23 protein-coding genes and 2 pseudogenes are annotated in these 17,701 nt (G+C 62.8%); 18 read left to right on the top strand and 7 right to left on the bottom strand.

Annotated elements, in window-relative coordinates:
- Positions 1-165: 165 nt before the first annotated feature.
- Complete coding sequence (locus EN859_RS34335; protein ID WP_127857058.1) at positions 166-858, bottom strand: helix-turn-helix domain-containing protein; 693 nt, start codon at positions 856-858, stop codon at positions 166-168.
- Between the two features lie 175 nt (positions 859-1,033).
- Between EN859_RS34335 and EN859_RS34330 the strand changes: the two genes are divergently transcribed.
- The 3 genes from EN859_RS34330 to EN859_RS34320 all read left to right on the top strand — a co-directional run bounded on the left by EN859_RS34330 (position 1,034) and on the right by EN859_RS34320 (position 4,539).
- The gene (locus tag EN859_RS34330; protein WP_127857057.1) at positions 1,034-1,360 is read left to right on the top strand and encodes a DUF1330 domain-containing protein; all 327 of its coding nucleotides are present in this window, start codon (positions 1,034-1,036) and stop codon (positions 1,358-1,360) included.
- A gap of 151 nt (positions 1,361-1,511) precedes the next feature.
- Complete coding sequence (locus EN859_RS34325) at positions 1,512-2,009, top strand: hypothetical protein (RefSeq protein WP_127857056.1); 498 nt, start codon at positions 1,512-1,514, stop codon at positions 2,007-2,009.
- A gap of 406 nt (positions 2,010-2,415) precedes the next feature.
- A complete protein-coding gene (locus tag EN859_RS34320) occupies positions 2,416-4,539 on the top strand; it encodes an EAL domain-containing protein (protein ID WP_127857055.1) in 2,124 nt (707 codons plus the stop codon).
- 241 nt (positions 4,540-4,780) lie between these two features.
- On the opposite strand, the gene EN859_RS34310 is transcribed toward EN859_RS34320, so the two are convergent.
- Positions 4,781-4,966, bottom strand: a complete 186-nt coding sequence (locus EN859_RS34310) for a hypothetical protein (RefSeq protein ID WP_127857054.1) — start codon at positions 4,964-4,966, stop codon at positions 4,781-4,783.
- Positions 4,967-5,287: 321 nt separating this feature from the next.
- Entirely contained in the window at positions 5,288-5,761 is a 474-nt protein-coding gene (locus EN859_RS34300) for an Lrp/AsnC family transcriptional regulator (protein WP_127857052.1), read from the bottom strand.
- 153 nt (positions 5,762-5,914) lie between these two features.
- Between EN859_RS34300 and EN859_RS34295 the strand changes: the two genes are divergently transcribed.
- Together EN859_RS34295 and EN859_RS34285 are read left to right on the top strand one after the other, a co-directional pair.
- A complete protein-coding gene (locus EN859_RS34295; RefSeq protein WP_245525862.1) occupies positions 5,915-6,673 on the top strand; it encodes a tryptophan 2,3-dioxygenase family protein in 759 nt (252 codons plus the stop codon).
- Positions 6,674-7,221: 548 nt separating this feature from the next.
- On the top strand, positions 7,222-7,656 hold the full coding sequence (locus EN859_RS34285; RefSeq protein ID WP_127857051.1) for a DoxX family protein: 435 nt from the start codon (positions 7,222-7,224) through the stop codon (positions 7,654-7,656).
- Between the two features lie 58 nt (positions 7,657-7,714).
- Here the strand turns inward: EN859_RS34285 and EN859_RS34280 are convergent, their stop codons facing one another.
- Together EN859_RS34280 and EN859_RS34275 are read right to left on the bottom strand one after the other, a co-directional pair.
- Positions 7,715-8,020 (bottom strand): hypothetical protein, encoded by a 306-nt coding sequence (locus EN859_RS34280; RefSeq protein WP_127857050.1) that lies wholly within the window; start codon positions 8,018-8,020, stop codon positions 7,715-7,717.
- 309 nt (positions 8,021-8,329) lie between these two features.
- A complete protein-coding gene (locus EN859_RS34275; protein WP_127857049.1) occupies positions 8,330-8,599 on the bottom strand; it encodes a hypothetical protein in 270 nt (89 codons plus the stop codon).
- A 493-nt stretch (positions 8,600-9,092) separates the two neighbouring features.
- Between EN859_RS34275 and EN859_RS34265 the strand changes: the two genes are divergently transcribed.
- From EN859_RS34265 to EN859_RS34220, 10 genes and pseudogenes are all read left to right on the top strand, one after another.
- On the top strand, positions 9,093-9,644 hold the full coding sequence (locus EN859_RS34265) for a hypothetical protein (RefSeq protein WP_127857047.1): 552 nt from the start codon (positions 9,093-9,095) through the stop codon (positions 9,642-9,644).
- Entirely contained in the window at positions 9,637-10,056 is a 420-nt protein-coding gene (locus EN859_RS39985; RefSeq protein WP_245525861.1) for a hypothetical protein, read from the top strand. Before EN859_RS34265 ends, EN859_RS39985 begins: the two co-directional genes overlap by 8 nt.
- Entirely contained in the window at positions 9,950-10,216 is a 267-nt protein-coding gene (locus tag EN859_RS39980; RefSeq protein WP_245525863.1) for a terminase family protein, read from the top strand. The genes EN859_RS39985 and EN859_RS39980 overlap by 107 nt, the downstream gene beginning before the upstream one ends.
- A 116-nt stretch (positions 10,217-10,332) precedes the next feature.
- A complete protein-coding gene (locus EN859_RS39975) occupies positions 10,333-10,725 on the top strand; it encodes a terminase family protein (RefSeq protein ID WP_245525860.1) in 393 nt (130 codons plus the stop codon).
- Between the two features lie 164 nt (positions 10,726-10,889).
- A pseudogene (locus EN859_RS34250) lies at positions 10,890-11,528 on the top strand (terminase family protein); the annotation flags it as partial.
- A gap of 207 nt (positions 11,529-11,735) precedes the next feature.
- A complete protein-coding gene (locus tag EN859_RS34245) occupies positions 11,736-12,134 on the top strand; it encodes an MAPEG family protein (protein WP_127857046.1) in 399 nt (132 codons plus the stop codon).
- A gap of 136 nt (positions 12,135-12,270) precedes the next feature.
- Positions 12,271-12,411 (top strand): hypothetical protein, encoded by a 141-nt coding sequence (locus tag EN859_RS34240; protein WP_245525859.1) that lies wholly within the window; start codon positions 12,271-12,273, stop codon positions 12,409-12,411.
- Positions 12,412-12,495: 84 nt separating this feature from the next.
- Positions 12,496-12,699, top strand: coding sequence for a hypothetical protein (locus tag EN859_RS34235; RefSeq protein ID WP_127857045.1), 204 nt, complete (start codon positions 12,496-12,498; stop codon positions 12,697-12,699).
- 5 nt (positions 12,700-12,704) lie between these two features.
- Positions 12,705-13,526: an HNH endonuclease gene (locus EN859_RS34230; RefSeq protein ID WP_127857044.1), complete on the top strand. Its 822-nt coding sequence runs from the start codon at positions 12,705-12,707 to the stop codon at positions 13,524-13,526.
- A 287-nt stretch (positions 13,527-13,813) separates the two neighbouring features.
- Positions 13,814-14,146 (top strand): GYD domain-containing protein, encoded by a 333-nt coding sequence (locus EN859_RS34220; protein ID WP_127857043.1) that lies wholly within the window; start codon positions 13,814-13,816, stop codon positions 14,144-14,146.
- 282 nt (positions 14,147-14,428) lie between these two features.
- On the opposite strand, the gene EN859_RS39970 is transcribed toward EN859_RS34220, so the two are convergent.
- Positions 14,429-14,740: a hypothetical protein gene (locus tag EN859_RS39970; RefSeq protein WP_245525857.1), complete on the bottom strand. Its 312-nt coding sequence runs from the start codon at positions 14,738-14,740 to the stop codon at positions 14,429-14,431.
- Between EN859_RS39970 and EN859_RS39965 the strand changes: the two genes are divergently transcribed.
- From EN859_RS39965 to EN859_RS34195, 3 genes are all read left to right on the top strand, one after another.
- Entirely contained in the window at positions 14,730-15,068 is a 339-nt protein-coding gene (locus EN859_RS39965) for a hypothetical protein (protein ID WP_245525856.1), read from the top strand. The genes EN859_RS39970 and EN859_RS39965 overlap by 11 nt on opposite strands.
- Before the next feature lie 397 nt (positions 15,069-15,465).
- The gene (locus EN859_RS34200; RefSeq protein WP_127857041.1) at positions 15,466-16,629 is read left to right on the top strand and encodes an acyltransferase; all 1,164 of its coding nucleotides are present in this window, start codon (positions 15,466-15,468) and stop codon (positions 16,627-16,629) included.
- A gap of 281 nt (positions 16,630-16,910) precedes the next feature.
- Positions 16,911-17,411, top strand: coding sequence for a portal protein (locus EN859_RS34195; RefSeq protein WP_245525855.1), 501 nt, complete (start codon positions 16,911-16,913; stop codon positions 17,409-17,411).
- Between the two features lie 66 nt (positions 17,412-17,477).
- On the opposite strand, the pseudogene EN859_RS39960 reads toward EN859_RS34195, so the two are convergent.
- A pseudogene (locus tag EN859_RS39960) lies at positions 17,478-17,701 on the bottom strand (ISAs1 family transposase); the annotation flags it as partial.

The raw sequence follows: 17,701 nt of genomic DNA, 5'->3' as shown, positions 1-17,701 counted from the left end.
GTCCGCCACTTCGCCCTGAACCTCGTGCGATCAATCGACGACAAGCGAAGCATCAAGCTGCGCCGAAAGCGCGCTGCAAGAAACAACAAATACCTCGAACAGATCCTCCAACCTTCAATCCGTTAACTCGGATTCAAAGCCGTGCGCCCAGACTGCCGCTCCTCTTTACGCCGCCCGCTTCGGTTCCACCGCAAACGGGCTCAGCCCCAGCCACGTTTGCATTTTCCTTCCGATAGCCTGGTCTCCGGTCAAGGCGACCTTTGGCCCGGCCTTCTCGACCGTGATCAGTCCCATCCAGATTTCGGTCATCGTGTGCAGGTCGGTCGAGACGTAGAGGTCGACATCGAACCCCGGATCGTACCAGCACAGATCGACCTCGCCGTGCTTTTCGACGATCAGCCACCACGACCGTTTGGACGCGGGCAGGTCCTGATACAGAAATTGTATCACCGTCCGCCCCTCGGGCAGCGGCGAGGGGTTCAGATTGCGGCGCATGTCCCACATCAGCAACGACGGATCGAGGTTCTTCAGCGACAGCCGCGACTCGACCCATTTCTGACCCCAAAAACCCATCGCCTCGACGACGGAACGCAAATCCCTGCCGGCCTCGGTCATCCGGTATTCGAAGATGCCCTTCTCGCCGCGCACCTCCTTGCGCTCGACGATCCCCGCCAGCTCGAGCTCCTTGAGCCGTTGCGACAGAAGCGTCGGCGACATCTTGGGGACGCCGCGGCGCAGATCGTTGAAGCGGGTCGATCCCGCCACCAGCTCGCGAAGCAGCACCATGGTCCAGCGGGTGCACAGAACCTCGGCGGCCATCGATAGCGGGCAGAACTGTTTGTATCCGGACTGGGTCATGATTGCAGCCTTTCCCTCCAACTCCGCCCGGACCATAGGCCTTCCCCGGCGGCGCGGCGAGTACAGAAACTGTACCGGCCTAGTACAGTTCGCGGACTGGTTGGCGCGGGCCTTGCCATGCGAGCCCTTGGCCGGCGCACGGATAGCCTTGCGCCGCAACCAGGAGACATGACCCATGACCGCTTACGTCATTGCAGACATCAAGGTGAAGGACCCGCAGTGGATGCCGGCCTACGCCGCTTCGGTGCACGACCTCGTTCACAAGCACGGCGGCAGATATTTGTCGCGCAGCGGCAATGTGAAGACGCTCGAGGGCAAGCCGCTCGACACCACCCTGATCGCCCTGATGGCGTTCCCGTCGGAGGGGGCGGCGCGCGCCTTCACCAACGATCCTGCCTACGCTCCCTTCGTCTCGGCCCGTCAGGGCGGCAGCGACAGCCGTTTCCAGTTGATCGACAACACCGATCTGGCTGGCACGATTTCCTATCTGCCGAAGGGATGATCGGCATTCGTCGCATCGCATTCGGGATCTCCAAGCAACAACAGTCACAGCGCTTGCCTGTCGCGCCGCCGTATTTTCGGCGGCCGGCCCGCTGTGCTTTTTCAAGAAGAATGGAACGAACATGACACCAAACTTTTGCAACAGGTTTCTCATGGCTGCGGCCGTGCTCACCGTCTGCACCACGTTCGCGCATGCGCATCAGGAGGCCGCGCCTGAAGCCGGCGCCAATCCGCTGGCCGACAAGGTACGGGCGGCCAACAGCCGGTTTCTCGACGTCAAGGCGGCGACGGCCGAGGGCTATGCGCCCATTCCCTGCGCCAGCGGCGTCACCGGCGGCGCGATGGGCATCCACTACGTCAACGGCCAGTATCTGAAGGACGACAAGATCGATCTGGCCCATCCCGAAGCCGTCATGTACGAGCCGATGGCCGACGGAACACTGCAGCTTGTGGCGGTCGAGTACATCACCTCGAAGGGCCCGGCCTCGCTGGATGGGCACCTGTTCAACTTCAACAGCGCGCCCAACCGCTACGGCCTGGGTGCATTCTACGAACTGCATGTCTGGGCCTGGAAGGGCAACCCGACCGGCACCTTCGCCGACATGAATCCGAAAGTGTCGTGTGATCCGACGACGGCTCCGAGCCAGTAGGCAATAGGGCCAGGCGGCGAAGCTGCCGCCTGGCCATTTATTCCTACTTTGCGTCGTCGCTTCGGGATTCGCCATCGCCAACGCTGGAAGGTAGGCGCCGTCGGCCAAGCTGCCGATCTCCCCCCTCGTTGGGGGAGATGCCCGGCAGGGCAGAGGGGGGCGCTGTCCCGTAGGCCTGTCAACCAGTTGCAATAGCGCACCCACCCGAATTCTCGGCTAGTCAGAGGTCCAAACGAAATGAATGGCGATCCTTCACGCCCCCCTCTGCCCTGCCGGGCATGCCCCCACGAGGACCCACGAGGGGGGAGATCGGCAGCTTCGCCGACAGCCCACCCTCCTCACCCCGGTAACGGTTTCTTCTCTGGTTCCATGCACATTGGCCGCGACGGGTGGACGAAACCAGGGCATGGCCGACGAGAAGATACGCAACGGGGAGTTCTGGGCGCTGGCGCTCGAACGCGCCCAGCTTGGCGCCTGGGACTGGGATCTGTTGAGCGGCGAGTGCTACTACTCGCCGACCTGGTGGCACATGCTCGGCTATGAGGAGGGCGAGCTTGCCAACACCGCCGACCTCTGGCTGCAGCTGACGCATCCCGACGACCGCGAGCGGGCGCTGGCCAGCGGCGACCGCCACATTGCCGGCCTGACCGATTCCATCGAGACCGAGCTGCGCCTGAAGCACAAATCCGGCCACTGGGTCTGGGTGCTCGATCGCGGCGGCGTGGTCGAGCGCGATGCCGAAGGCCGGCCGCTGAGGCTGATGGGCGTCCAGACCGACATCACCAGGCAGAAGCAAGCCGAAGCAGAGCTCGAACAGGTCAATGTGCGCTTTCGCCTGGCGCTTGCCGCCAGCGGCACCGGTATCTGGCACCACAACCTCGGCGCGGACAAAAGCTACTGGGATGCGCGCACCCGGGAAATCTACGGGCTTGTCGCCGACACCGACGAGGTGGCCGGTGACCTCTGGCATACCTTCCTGCATCCCGACGACAAGGGGGACGCCGAGAGCGCGCATCTGGCACCGTTGGAAACGCATAATGTCGTAGCCGTCCAATACCGCATCATCAGGCGCGACGGCGAAATCCGCCACATAGAATCGCTGGTGCGCTTCATCGCCGACAGCCAGTCGGCGGGCCAGATCCTGGGCACCGTGCGCGACATCACCGAGGCCAAGCAGCGCGAGCAGGAGCTCGCCCATGCGGCCCGTCACGATGCCCTGACCGGGCTGTTGAACCGCGCCGCCTTCGACAGGCTCCTGGCCGAGCATATCGCCACCGCGCGCCGGCTGCCGCTGGCGGTGTTCTACGTCGATCTCGACTACTTCAAGGCCCTCAACGACTTCGCCGGCCACGCCGCCGGCGACCTGGCGCTGAAGAGCGTCGCCTCGGGCATCGTCGGCTGCCTGCCGCCATCGGCGCATGCCGCGCGCCTCGGCGGCGACGAATTCGCGCTGCTGGTGCCGAACTGCGATGCCGCGCAGGCCGAGACTCTGGCCGCTGCCGTTCTTGCCGCGGTCCGCGATGCCGATCTCGGCCTGGCGGCGACCTCGCGCAAGCTCGCGGTAAGCGTCGGCATCGCCTTTGTCGACGATCACAGGACCACGGTGGCCGATGCGCTGGCCTGCGCCGACGACGCCTGCTATGCGGCCAAGGCCGCCGGGCGCAACCGCTTCGCGGTGTTTTCCGCCGAGGCGACATCGGGCTCGGGCGGCCTCAACGCGGCGCGCCTGGCGGCCGACACCGTCGATGCCATGGACGACGGCAGGCTGAAACTGTTCGGCCAGGAAATCCATCTGCTCGGCAAACCGTGGCAGGAGAGCCGCCACGTCGAAGTGCTGGCGCGGCTCGCTGCGCGCAACGGAAAGCTGGTCCCGCCAGGCGAGTTCATTCCGGCGGCGGAGCGCTTCGGCGTCGCCTCCAGGCTCGATCGCTGGATCATCAGCACAGCGCTGTCGCTCTATGGCCCGGCGCTGAAATCGGGCGCCGTCACGCTCGGCTTCAACCTGTCGGCGCAGACGCTGAGCGACCCGCAGCTCTGGGATTTCGTCGACGCCATCATCTCCGAGACGGGGGCGCCGCATTCCGGCATCGGTTTCGAGATCACCGAGACGGCCGCCGTCACCAATTATGCCGCCGCCGAACAGTTCGTCCGCAAAGCGCGCGAGCGGCGCTGCCGTGTCAGCCTCGACGATTTCGGCGCCGGCATGAGCTCGTTCGAATATCTCAGGCGCTTCCCGGTCGATGCCATCAAGATCGACGGCTCCTTCATCGAGCACATTGCGCAAAGCAAGTTCGACCGCGAGATCGTCTCGGCCATTTCAGGCATTGCCAGGAGCCTCGGCTGCAGCGTGGTGGCGGAGAAGATCGAGCAGCCGAAGGCGCTCGACATCCTCCAGGGCATGGGCGTGGCCTATGGCCAGGGCTTTCTGCTGCACCGGCCGGAGCCGCTGGAGGCGATCGTGGCGCGCGCGATTTCGGCGATTGCGCCAGCGGTATTGCCTGGCAGGCGCTTCGGTTCCAGCAAGGGCTGACGTCGCGATCCTTCGCGCCCCCCTCTGTCCTGCCCTTTTTACCAAAACTTGGCATCTCCCCCTCAAGGGTGGAGATTGGCAGCTTCACCGCTGCGCCTCTTTGTCGACGTTGGAGATTGGCGAAAACCAAAACGCGATCCAATCTCCCCCCAAGTGGGGGAGATCTCCGGCAGGACAGAGAGGGGTGCTGTCCTGCCAGCATTCAAGGTGCTCTTCCGCCGCCCGGCCGCGGCCTCGCGGATCAGTTCTTCCGCTTGCCGCCGGACGACTTCTCCGATTTCGCCATGTCCTGGGCTTCGCGCATCATCTTCAGCGCTTCGTCCATCGTCAGCCCGCACTTGCGGGCAAAATAGGCCGCCTCGTAGGCTTCTGCCGGGGAGGCCCCTGTCGTGCTGGACGCTTGCGATTTCGATTTCTTCTTGGCCATGTCGGTTTCGCAGCCAGTGAATCGGTTAGTCAACTAATATAGTGCCTTTGTTCGTCAATGCAAAATTCCGGCATTGTGGGTGAACGTCACGGGTTCACCGGCGAGGCTATCGGCAGGTCGAACCTGGCAAAGGTCGCACTCCATGCGCCCCCCTCTGTCCTGCCGGACATCTCCCCCTCAAGGGGGGAGATTGGCTGTCACCTCTGTTTTCGCAAACCTTCGACGCTTCAAAAGGAGCGGCAAGGCTGAAGCTGCCAATCTCCCCCTTGAGGGACCCATTTTGGGGGGATGTCCGCCTCCGGCCTGTCAACCACCGGCTGTCTAATGCGTTTTCTGCATGTGTCCCACCGCATTGGCAAAGGAGATGTCGCTCTTGATCTCGCGCATTGCCATCGAGGTGATGGTGCGCCGCACGCCGGGCAGGCGGCTGAGTTCCTCGCGCAGCATCCTATCCAGCGCCATCATGTCGACGGTGACGATCTGCAGGAGATAATCGGCCTCGCCTGTCGTGGCGTAACAGCGCCGGATCAGCGGATGTCTTTGCACCGCCGCCTCGAAGGCGTCCGACACCTCGAAGTCGATCGACACCTGGATGAGGGCCTCAATGCCGAAGCCGAGTTTTGCCGGGTCGATGCGCGTCGAGTAGCCGCGGATGATGCCGGCATCCTCCAGCGCCTTGACCCGCTTCCAGCACGGCGTCTTGCTCAGGCCGACCTCGTCGGCGAGCGCTGCAAAGGAGATTCGTGCGTCGCGTTCGAGCGCCGCGACGATCTTCCGGTCGAGGGCGTCCAGCATCTATCGTTCTCCAAATTTGCTTCGGAAGCGGATTTCGTCCTCCATTTCCTGTTCTCTAGATAACAGAAAGGAACAATGTTCAAGCCAAAGCGATTATCCTTGTGCCTCGGATCAGACAAACAGCCCGCGGCCCGACGGGCCGGGCAGGGTAGAATGGCCATGCACAAGCCGGACTATTACGCCCGCATCGAAGCGCCCGAGATGCGCGACTACGGCGTCTACTTGCAATGCGACAAGCTTCTCAACTGCCAGAAGCCGCTGGCCGAGATGGTCAATGCCGATGAGCTGCAGTTCCAGATCGTGCATCAGGTCGAGGAGCTGTGGATGAAGCTGATTACCTACACGCTGGTCGATGTCGTCGACTACCTCGAGCAGCAGAACACGCATCGCATCGTTACGCTGATGGGGCGCGTGCATCGCTTGGTGCGAATGATGACGGCGCAGCTCGACCTGCTCGAAACCATGTCGCCCAAGGAATACCAGCAGATCCGGCTGCAGCTCGGCAATGGCAGCGGCCAGGAATCGCCGGGCTTCAAGCAGCTGTTGCGCATGCCGCCGGAGCTGTGGCGGGCCTTCAAGGCGTCATATCTCGACGGCCGCGGGCTCTCGGTCGAGGATGTCTATGATACCAGCTATGACCACGGCGACAGCTACGTCGTCGCCGAGGCGCTGATCGAGTTCGACGAGCTGTTCCAGAAATTCCGCGCCAATCATCTCCATCTCATCCACCGCTCGATCGGGCTCGGCGCGAAATCGCTGAAAGGCCGCCCGGTCGAATTGCTGGAAGCCGGCGCCCGCCACCGCTTCTTCCCCGAACTCTGGGACATACGCTGCGACATGACCGACCGCTGGGGCACCCGGTACGGCGCGGTGCGGGAACCGATCAGCCACCCGGAGGCGAAGGTGGGGTAGGGGCAGCGCCTGTTCTTCGTCAATCCTAGGGACGGTCGCCTGCCGCCGGAACTGCGGGTTTGTTTGTGAGCCCGCAGTTCCGGCCGCCAAACTACCCGATCCTTCTCAAACAATCCTCGGGCGAGTATCCATGCCTTGACGGTCGCTGTAGAATGCGGCGGCGCGGAATGAAAGCCGTTCCGCAGCAATCCTTCGCGCCCCCCTCTGTCCTGCCGGACATCTCCCCCACAAGGGGGGAGATTGGCAGCTTCGGCGCGGCGCTCACTCTTGCGACATTGGAAATTGGCGAAAGCCGGGATGACAGCCGATCTCCCCCCAAGTGGGGGAGATGTCCGGCAGGACAGAGGGGGGCGCTGTCCAGGGCGCTGTCCCTCCAGCATCAAAAAAGGTTATGCACCGCTGCGGTGCTTTGGATCGACGAACCTAAGTCCTGCAAGGTCTCGCCGCTTGCCGTTCACGCCGCCAAAACTATTTTGCAGGTTGCTGTCGGACTCGCGGCGTATGGCCCGTCCTTGGGGCGAAACCCGTCGCAACCCTGGGAGGACATCATGACGTTGGAAACCGCTCAATCACCCGCTCAATCGTCGTGGACGACCGCGGCAATTCTCATTGGCCGGCTGATCTTCGCTGCCGTCTTCCTGATGGCGGTCGTTTTCAAATTCGCCGACATCGGCGCAACCGCAGGCTATATCGCCGCCGCCGGATTTCCGTTCCCGCTGTTCTTGGCCTGGTGCGCGGCTTTGCTCGAGGTCGTCCTCGTCCTGTGCTTCCTGACCGGCGCCTTCTTCTCGTGGGCTGCCCTGGTTGCCGCCGCCTATGTGCTGTTCCTCGGCTTTGCCTTCCACGGGCCGAGCCACTGGGCCGCCAACCAGGCGGAGTTCGGCTTCTTCGTCGACCACTTCACCTTCGTCGCCGGCCTGCTGTTTGCCGCCGCCCATGGGCCGGGCCGCGTGCTGGCTCTAAGGCTTGGGTCGATGAGCTGATACCGAGCCCGCGGCTGGCAGGCAGCTTTAGCCGAGGCGGGGAGGGGGAGCCGTTATCTCACATCTGGTCGTTGTATGGTTCCTTCATCTGGCCGACCATGCGCGCCAATTTTGAGAACGACGGCATATCCGCCTCCGGCTGGCACTGATTGGCGAGTTCCAGCAGCCGGATCGGGAAGTTGACGGCATCGCGGCTCGACGGCGACATGCCGTCGGACCGTTCCTCGTTGGTTTCGCAGGCTTCGGCCTTGCGCAAGGCGATGTCTACCTCCTCGACCGACAGCACACCCTTGCGGACCAGAACCTGGTTGATCGATGCGACGGCCATCAGCAGGCCCTCGAGTTGCAGATTGGCGACGTTCATAGCTGTTGCTCCCATTCGGCAAGTTCCAAACGCGCGAAGGCCGGTTCCGATCCAGATACCATGGATTGGATTCCCTTGGACTCGGGCAGTGAATTGAACGTCGGCGGGACAGCGCCCCCTCTGTCCTGCCGAACATCTCCCCCACGTGGGGGAGATCGGATTCGTTTCGGCTTTCGCCAACCTCCGACGCTAGAAGGCAAGCGGGACGGCAAAGCTGCTAATCTCCCTCCTAGTGGGGGAGATGGCCGGCAGGCCAGAGAGGGGCGCGAAGGAACGCGGCTTAACGGATGTTGGGCCGCAAGCAATGGCCTACTCTTCCATCCAGCGCTCGCCATATTCGCGCCACAGCGCCTTCACCTCGGCAATGCCCAGCGGCGGCGTCGATCGGTCGCCATAGGTGATCGCGGCGGCGCTAAGGTCGTACTGGCCGTCGGTCTGGACGATGAAACGGATCGCCTCGCCGAGTGGCCTTGAGTGGAAGATCGGATCCGCCTGGCCCCTGCCAAGGCTGCGAACCCCTGAAATCGTTGCTGTTACATGCCGCATCCTGAAGACGGATGCCATGGCTGGTTTGTCCATGCTGCTCCCCCAGAATCCCAAGGCAAAATGATTCCATAAGCGCCGGCTAATGGCCAGACGATCGGAAAACTTGTTGTGAATACCGGGCTGCAAGGGCGCGGCGGGATTGGTGCGGCGAGCCCGGTGGAAATGGATAGGAAAATTTACCTAGGACATATTGCCCGGTGACGGCAACTATGCTATTGATTTGGGCATGGTGCTGATTTGCGCCAACGACCCCCGCCGAGGCGGGTTTTTTGTTTTTCCTACGAATGAAAGCGCCTCCGGCAGCAAGCAACACTGGCGGCACAGTGCCCCCCTCTGGCCTGCCGGCCATCTCCCCACTTGGGGAGATTGGCTCTCATTCCGGCCTTCGCCAATCTCCAGCGTCGCAGGAAAGGGCGGAGCGCCATAGCTGCCGATCTCCCCCCTCGTGGGGGAGATGGCCGGCAGGCCAGAGGGGGGCGCGAGGGAACGAGGCCTACCAATTGCACCGCAATCTCAAGAGAATCCGATGCCCGTCCGCTATGCCAGCATCATCACCGACGATGACGGCCGCGAGGTTGTCAGCGCCATCGGCGCGTTCGAGGGCGCAGCACCGCAGGCGCGTGCGGGCCGGTTCGAGCCGGTTGCGCCCGGTGTGCTGATCGGCATGGTCCGGGGCGGTCCAGTCGACGCGGTCGGCGGCTTTGGCTTTCCCTTGGGATCGCTCGGCATCGACGGCCGCGCGGTCGATATCGCCAGGGCAGATCTGAAGGGCAGGCCTGAAGCCGGCATGGCAAAAGCCGACGCGGCACAGCAGAACAGCGAGGTTGCGTTGGCCGATGCAGCGACAGCCGGCACGGCAACGTCCGCCGCAGCAAAACCCGCTGCGGCCAAGTCAGCACGGAAGGCCGCAAAGCCGGCGCGCGCCAAGTCTCGCAAAGGCAAGTCGGCACGCGCCAAGTCCCGCAAGGCCAAGGCGCCAAAGCCCAGGCAGGCCAAGCCGGCGAGGGTGGCGAATACGGCCAGCTCCGCGGGTATAGGGGGCAAGACTGGACCCGGCGAGGCCGCAGTTCATGGCTGATCCCTTAGCGCAAGACCAGCACGAGCAGCCGTCCCGCAAGCCCGCGTCCCGAGGCAAACCCCGGCCGAAGCGGGCGAAGAAGTCGCTGGGCGATGATTTCCTGGCAGCCGTGCGCGCCGATTTCCGCGCTCATGGCGCCGGCGTTATCGCTTCGGTGCGGGCGGACAAGCCCGACCAGTATCTGAAGATCGTGCTGTCGGTGCTGCCCAAGGACCTACATGTCGATACCAACCATCTGGACGCATTGAGCGATGACGAGATCCGGCACCGCATCCGCGGCCTCGAAGCCGTCCTCAAGCCGTTCCTTGGGCCGTTCCTCGGCCAAGGCGTCGGCCCAGGGGTCGGCCCAGGCGTCGGCGAGCAAGGAATACCTCAGCCTGCTGAGGGAACTGGACCGGCGGCGGCCCAATAACCAGCTTGCCGCCTACCGTCCCTATGCCAGGCAGGCCGAATTTCATGCCGCCGGCGCGATCCACCGCGAGCGCCTGTTCATGGCCGGCAACCAGCTCGGCAAGACCAGGGCCGGGGGCGCCGAATGGGCGATGCACCTCGCCGGCCGCTATCCGCAGTGATGGCAAGGCAAGGTCTTTGACACGCCAGTGCGGCTGTGGGCGGCCGGCGTCACCGGCGAGGGCACGCGCGACAACCCGCAGCGCATCCTGATCGGCCCGCCGCAGGAGCAGGCGGCGTGGGGCACCGGCATGATCCCCGCCGATGCCATTGCCCACACAATCTGGGGCGCGGCGCGCCGGGTGCGCTCGACAGCGTCGTGGTGCGCTGGGGCGGCGGCGGCGATGTCCAGGCCGATGAATCGGTGCTGTCGTTCAAGAGTTACGAGAGGGGCCGCGAGAAGTGGCAGGGCGAAACGCTGCACGGCGTGTGGTTCGACGAGGAGCCGCCGCTAGACATCTATTCCGAGGGCCTGGCCCGCACCAACGCCACCGGCGGCATCACCACCGTCACCTTCACACCGCTGCTCGGCATGTCGGACGTGGTGCTGCTGTTCTTGTCGGCGACAGAGGTGGAGGGGATGGCGAGGGGTGATGCCGGCTGCCTAGGCGTCCGTCTTTCTTCAGGATAGTTGGCGAAAACCGGGGCGACGGCCGATCTCCCCCCTTGTGGGTCCCCCGCAAGGGGGGAGATTGGCAGCTTCGCCGACGCCGGAGTAATTCGATTCAAAATCAACGCTCTACAGCCACGTCCTGAATCGACCTGGGAAGAACCATGACCCGTCACGTGACCTTCATGACCATCGACGACGCCGAGCATTACATGCCGAACCAGCGTGCCGAGATCATCGCCGCCTATCCCGCACATGAGCGCGAGGCGCGCGCCAAGGGCATTCCGGTGCTGGGTTCCGGCCGCATCTTTCCGGTATCGGAGGAATTGATCGCCTGGGAGCCGTTCCGGCTGCCGCGTTATTGGCCGCGCCTCGGCGCGCTGGATTTCGGCTGGGACCATCCATCTGCCGCGGTCGAGCTCGCCTGGGATACGGAGGCCGACGTCGTCTACGTCACAAAAGCCTGCCGCGCTTCGCAGCAGACGCCGGCCATGCAGGCGCTGACGCTGAAACCATGGGGCGATTGGCTGCCCTGGGCGTGGCCGCGCGACGGCCGCCGCGAGACGCTGGAAGGCGCCGGCGTGGCGCTGGCTAGGCAATATGCCGCGCATGGGCTGAACATGCTGGCCCGCCACGCGCAGTTCGCCGACGGCTCGGTGTCGGTCGAGGCCGGGCTGATGGAGATGCTGGACCGCATGCAATCGGGCCGCTTCAAGGTGTTCTCGACGCTTGGCCCCTGGTTCGAGGAGTTCCGGCTCTACCACCGCAAGGACGGCCAGGTGGTGAAACTGCGCGACGATTTGATGGCGGCGACCCGCTACGCGTGATGATGCTGCGGGAAGCGGTGGTCGATCCGGCGGAGCTCAGGACGGCGAGGCAGCCGGCGGGGCAGAGCGATCCGCTGGGGGCGTTCAGGTGAGGAGCGGATGCCGTGCCGAAAGCGCGAACAGCCAGCCCGGCCACCGGCAGACAGACATACAACGCGGAGTTCTGGTAAGCTCCAATGAAAAATGGGCAGGTGTGAGGGCTGGATGACCTTCGAGCTAGCGATGCTTGTGGCGAGTTGCGTGCTCTGTCTAATCCAAATCGTTATCTCCTCGCACGCAACCAGTTTCCAGCGAGGTTATCGTTGGACGGCCGGCTCTCGTGACCTCGAAGTCCCTCCGCTCACGGGCGTAGCAGGACGTTTGGAAAGAGCGCTCCGAAACTTCCTCGAGACCTTTCCGGTGTTTGTGGCCGCGGTGTTCCTTGTCCACGTGCTCGGTCGCGAGAGCGCCCTCAGCGAATGGGGAGCCGGTCTCTATTTTTCAGCCAGGGTTGTTTACCTTCTGCTCTACGCGGTGGGCGTCCCCTTGGTCCGCTCGCTCATCTGGAACGTCGCGTTTGTTGGAATTGTCCTTCTTTTGCTCGCATCGACCTGGCCCCTGTAGGGCTCGCATCCCAACCGCTTGTCCCCGAAAGCCGGGCCAAGACTGACGTACCGCTCGACATTTGACTCCCAATGGGATCTTAGCCGCTGACCAACGTGTTCGAGGGTTCCGGCTCTATCACCGCAAGGACGGCCAGGTGGTGAAACTGCGCGACCACCTGATGGCCGCGACCCGCTACGGCGTGATGATGCTGCGGGAAGCGGTGGTCGATCCGGCGGAGTTCAGGACGGCGAGGCGGCCGGCGGGGCAGAGTGAACCGCTGGGGGCGTTTCGGTAAAAGAACTGTGCCGCTCGATCACCAACTTGCGTTTCCGCGCGCTGGGCGGCAATGAGGTCGTCAGCACACTCTATCGGGGGGAAAATGGAGTCGGAAAGTAGCATTCTCGGGTACATCATTTCTCGGGCGCCATTCACAATTTATCTCGCGGCGCAGCTATGGGTAATAAGCTGGCTTGCCTTCAAGCTGATCCGCGTTCAGCAGCAGATGGTACGGGCGCAGGAAGGCATTCTGGCCAAGCTGACCGACATAGACAACCGCATGGCTGAAAGGCCGAATCAGGGCTGAGGTGCATGCGCTCTTTAGTCATGCGGCAGCACGATTATCGGCTTGATGGAAGGTGCGTATATTGCCGTACAGACATGTCGGGCTATGCCGCAGATGAAGTCACAGATGAGCACATAATCCCGCGCGCACTTAATGGTACCCTTGTTATCCGCAATGGTGCCTGCGCAGAATGCGCACGGCTTTCCAACAAGAATTATGAAGCCGCAGCGCTCAATTCCGATCTGCTGGTACCGCGTCGGCTTTTGGAGTTGAAGGCGTCACGGCGGCGAGGGAAAAACCAGTCAGCACCTCGTCCTCTTCCGCCTGTTGCGCTTGGCGACTTCGGCATGGGCGGTGGCGTTTTCGATCTGGATCTGGCTAGGGAGGATTATCCTCAATTCTTCTCTTTGGTCGTATTTCAGCCGGCAGGGCTCCTCATTGGCGTTGATCGTGGCGGCGACCTTCAAAACCCCAGCTTTCAATCTTTCAATCTCGGTGGAAAAAGTCGAGATTCTGACGTAACCACAAAACATACAATGATTAATGGCCCGTTCGCCATGATGTTAGCGAAGATCGCCTACTGCTACGCGACCGCAGAATGGGGAGAGAGTTTCTTTGACGCCAAAGATATAAGGGATTTGTTGCTTGGAAGGCGGAACGATGTTTACAATTTTGTTGGCAATACTGAATCACCGGAGCGATTGACAACAAGGATTCTACACGGGCTATATGTCCATCGCCGAGGAGAATGGTTGACGGTACTGGTCCATTTGTTTGCCTCCTGCCACGACACAAAGGATTCAAGCGATTGCCATCCATATGAAGTGGTCGTTGGAAGAGCGCTGTGAAGTGTGTTGTGACTGATCAACGCTAGTGGCGGTCGACAACCACGACGGCAATCCGGAAGCCGACTTAGCTTCAAGTTGGCTTCGACATCGGCCGACCGGGTTCGCTAACGAGCCAACTCTTACTCCACGATCTTCCAAGAATCCTTGCGGATCACCTTGCCGTTGCGAAACGTGTAGAAGTCACAACCCGGTAGTTTCTCAGTTTGAAATTTGCCGACGTTGACGGCGCTGTCGCGCCAGCGGTCGGACTCCTATATGCTTTAGCGGAAAGCAGGGAGGATAAGACCATGCCATTGTACCTAACTCGGTTCAGCTACACGCCGGCTACATGGGCGAAGCTCATTAAGAACCCCGAGGACCGCCGAGAGGCGGCGAAGCAGTACATTGAATCTGTTGGCGGAAAGTTGCACGGCTTCTGGTACGCCTTTGGTGAGCACGACGGCTATAACTTGTGGGAGGCGCCGGATAACGTGTCAATGGCGGCCACCGCGCTCGCGATCGGCTCGGGCGGAGCGCTGAGTTCCATCCAGACGACCGTCCTCCTGACCGTTGAGGAAACGGTTGCAGCGTTGCAAAAGGCATCGACGATTAAATATCGACCACCTGGAGAACAAGCCTAATGCCGACCGGACCTAAAGGACCGAAACGTCCCGCCGACGTGATAGGCAATGCCGTTCGCGTCATGCGCATTGCCACCGGGGAAGAAGCCGACGACGTGATTGATGACGGTAAAGACCCGCTGCGAAAGCGCTTGGCGCAAAGGGTGGAAAGAAGCGCGTAGGTCACTGGCGACGGGGCCGGTCAAGGCCGCAGGCCTCGAGACTCCGCCCGAAAGCGGGAAGCGCACCCATGCCTATGGCCTCCTCATGACCGTCCGCATCATCCCCGCCACTTTGCGCGATCTATCCTACATCGCCGCCAATCTCCGCCCTGAGGACAAAGCCGAGATCGACTGCCAGTTCGATCAGTGGTCGCCGGCACTGCTGGCGCTGATGGCACTGCAGGGTTTTGCCTATGTCGCCGAATTCGACGGCAACCCGGAAGCCGGCTTCGGCGCCGCCGAGCAGCACGGCGGGCTGTGGATCGCCTGGAGCTGGGGCACGCGCCGCATGAAGCGCTGCGTGCCTGGCATTACCGAATTCTTCCACGCCGTGCTCGGGCGGCAAGTTGCGGCGCGGCGCCTGGCGTGTCGAGGCGAGGGCGTTGGCCGCCAACGAACTGGCGCTGCGCTGGCTCGCCCGCCTCGGCGCCACGCAACGCTGCCTGCTGCCGGGCTACGGCAGGAACGGCGAGGATTTTTTGCTCTACGACTGGACAAGAACCTCTCACTTTGGGAAAGCTGGAACCATGTGCCTCTTCCAAAAGCCGCCGGCGCTGAAGCCGCTGCCCCCGACACCGACCATCGCCGACAAGGACGTGCAGGCGCGCGAAGCAGCCCTCAGGGCTGAGCTCGAGCAGCGCCAGGGCACCTTGAGCACGGTGAAGTCCGACCTGTCGCCCAGCGACCTGACCGGCCAGCGCCGCGTGCTGCTGGGGGTATGACATGACCGCGATGAAGCGCAGTTTTCGCAACCGCGTGCTCGCCTGGTGGTACTGGCGCAGGCATGCGAGGTTGGTGAAGCGGCGCTGAAGCTGACGATCTCCCCCCTTGTGGGGGAGATGCCCGGCAGGGCAGAGGGGGGCGCTGTCCCACCAGCCTGTCAGTCAGAACACAACCGCGTCCTCGGCGTCATTCGGAATAAATTGGGCAAAGGTTGGCGATACTTCGCGCCCCTCTGTCCTGCCGGCCATCTCCCCCCTTGAGGGTCCCACAAGGGGGAGATTGGCAGCTTCTGCGCCTTCCGTAACAGCCGAGAGCAATTCGTTACCGCTCGATGCGGTTGACATTCCTCCCTCCACCGCCATGCTGCAGTGCAACATGGCTATCTCGGAGTTCGGCATGGCGGAAGCCCGGTCATCGCGCATCGAATGCCTGGACGGGCTTCGGGCGCTCGCCGCGATCTGGGTGCTCGTCGGGCATTGTCTGCTTTTGACCGGCTGGCATATTCCCATCCTCGGCGAGCCGGATCTCGGCGTCGATCTGTTCATCATGCTGTCCGGCTTCCTGATGGTGTTCCACTATCAGCTGCGCCAGGACAAGGAGCCCTGGCAAAGGCCGGAAACCTGGCTGAAATTCTGGACGCGCCGCTATTTCAGGATCGCGCCGCTGTTCTACGTCATGCTCTTCCTGGCTTTGGCGCTTGGCCCCTATCTCTACGATTCCAGGATGGTCATCGACGAGTTTCTGCTGAGGTCGCCCCAGGCGTCGCAGCGTTATCTCGACAGCGGCCTGAAGAATATCGGCGCCCACCTTCTGTTCCTGTTCGGCCTGGTGCCGAATTTCGCCTATCGCACGCCGCTCCCCGACTGGAGCCTGGGACTGGAGATGCAGTTCTACGCCATGTTCCCGGCCATCATGCTGCTGGTGCGCCGGCTCGACTGGATATGGAGCGCCATCCTGGTGGGAGCGATCGGCAGCACCATCGTGTTTGTGGTGGGACTGCTGTCGATCCGTTTCCCGATGCCGTCGTTCCTACCGCTGAAGATGCAGATATTCCTGTGCGGGATGCTGCTGGCCGGCGTCGTGCATCAAAGGCAAAAGCGGCCGATCCTGTATCTGACGTTGGCGCTGCTGCTGGCAGCGCTGCCCTTTGGCGGCAAATACGGGCTGGGCAAGCTTTTGGTGCGCGAAGCGCTCGTGCTGGGCTTCTTTGCCCTGGTTCTCTACCGCATGCTGCCCGGAATGGCGGGCGCCGTGGCGAGAAAGATAGCGACGACGCTCGCCAACCGGTTCTTTCACCTGATGGGAGAGCTTTCCTTCAGCATCTATTTGATCCATTTGCTGGTTCTCCAGCCGGTCGCGGCCTTCGTCATCACCCAGTTCGGCCACGATCTGACGGCGCCGCTGCGTTTCGCGATCGTCGTTCTCGTCGTCTTGCCAACGGTGTGCCTGCTGTCGTGGATCACCTATAATTTGATCGAGATCCCCGGCCAGAAAATGGGCCGTTTCGTCGTCCAGCGCTTTGGGCGAACCCCAGCGCTGGAGACGACCCCGGCGGAGTAGGCGCGAAGCCGGCGAAGCTGCCAATCTCCCCCCATGAGGATGAGGCGCGGCGCTGAAGCTGCCAATCTCCCCCTGGAGGGGGAGATGCCCGGCAGCGCAGAGGGGGGCGCTGTCCCGCCGACCTTTCGACGAATTGCAATTGCAACCTTACGCAGGTTCTCGGCTGATCGGATCGATAGGCTCGCCTCCCTTCACGCCCCCCTCTGCCCTGCCGGGCATCTCCCCCACGAGGGGGGAGATCGCTGTTTCGGCCGTCGCGTCAAAAGAACGAGGCAACATCCATGAGTGATTCCCGCGCCCATGACATCCTGTCGCGACAGGCCGAGTTCGAGACCGAGCGCAGCCAGTACGAGTCCGTCTGGCAGGCCGTGTCCGAATTCTGCGATCCCGACGCGCCCGACATCTGGAGCGGCCGCAGGACCGGCGTGCCGGATTCGCAGGCCGAGCGGCAGGAGCGGCGCGGTGCTCGTGTCTATGCCAACACCATCAACTCGGCCGCCAATCGCCTCGCCGCCGGGCTGGAAAGCCTGATCATTCCGCAGTCGGAAAAGTGGCATGGGTTGTCCACCGCCGAAATGAACGATGAGGAGAGCGACGAGGAAAAGGAATGGGCGGAAGCCTTGCGCGATTTCCTGTTCTCGCTGCGCTACTCCGCCAGTTCGAACTTCGTGCCGGCAACCCAAGCCTGCCTGCGCAACGTCGTGCGCTACGGCCCGGCCTATCTCTACGCCGAGGAGGGCTTTGGCGGCGCGCTGAAGGCGGCGCGGCTGGAGGGGAGGTAGCTGTGCCAAAAGCTCGTAAGGGGAGCGGTTCCGGCGAACTGCCAATCTCCCCCTTGTGGGGCAGGGCTATCGCATATGAGTGATCGCATTGATGAGATAGTCGTCATTCCAGGCGCATTTCTTGATGCGATGGCTGATGGGAACTTTGGCGCTATCGGCGGCTTGGAGGATGTTTCTGGCGAGGCGATTGAGAAGGGCTGTGTTGGCGGGAGCATTGTCCTTGCGGGCACGGCTGAGGTCCTCATCGAGATGGACATCGAGCATCCAATGCAGGCCGTTCTCGATCTGCC

Origin of the sequence: Mesorhizobium sp. M00.F.Ca.ET.216.01.1.1, assembly GCF_004010325.2 — a bacterium.
Taxonomy (GTDB): Bacteria; Pseudomonadota; Alphaproteobacteria; order Rhizobiales; family Rhizobiaceae; genus Mesorhizobium.
This window is presented reverse-complemented; position numbering and strand designations above follow the sequence as displayed.